This window comes from Ammoniphilus sp. YIM 78166 (assembly GCF_004522215.1).
In the GTDB taxonomy this organism is placed as follows: Bacteria; Bacillota; Bacilli; order Aneurinibacillales; family RAOX-1; genus YIM-78166.
In genome coordinates, this window is the sequence record NZ_SDLR01000041.1 from 1 (window position 1) to 597 (window position 597).

1 protein-coding gene is annotated in these 597 nt (G+C 35.2%); it reads left to right on the top strand.

Going from position 1 to position 597, the window contains the following annotated elements:
* Positions 1 to 503, top strand: a 503-nt coding sequence (locus EIZ58_RS32785) for a transposase (RefSeq protein ID WP_205672451.1), incomplete at its 5' end; no start/stop codon positions are given.
* Between the last annotated feature and the right edge of the window lie 94 nt (positions 504 to 597).

Below are 597 nucleotides of genomic sequence, written 5' to 3' on the forward strand. Positions count from 1 at the left end.
AGGAAGAATTTCAACTAGTATCAAAGTTAAATCCACAAATCACACAAGGTAGACGGGCTAAGGAAGATGAGTTTGAATTTAATAAAGATACTGGCATGTACGTATGTAAAGCTGGGCATATGGCCATTCGAAAAGCGCGTACAAATAAGAAGAATGTAGGGAAAAATCAACGTCAAAAGTATTACTTTGACATAGAAAAATGCCAAATGTGCCCTTTCCGTGAAGGATGTTATACAGAAGGAGCAAAGAGTAAAACATATTCGGTAACCATTAAATCGACCGAACATAAGGAGCAAGAAACGTTTCAAGATAGTGATGAGTTTAAAGAACTTGCTCGTTCACGTTATAAAATCGAAGCGAAGAATAGTGAGTTAAAACATGGACACGGGTATGATAAAGCATTATCTGCGGGTCTATTTGGCATGGAAATCCAAGGTGCCACAACAATATTCGCAGTCAATCTGAAGAGAATTCTCACCCTTCTAAAAGAAAAGGAACAGTGAAAATAGATAAAAAAGGTACTTTCTTATTTAAAAACAAATAAGAAAGTACCTTTTTCTTTGTTTGGTCAAACTTATATTTCTAAAAACGCAAGTT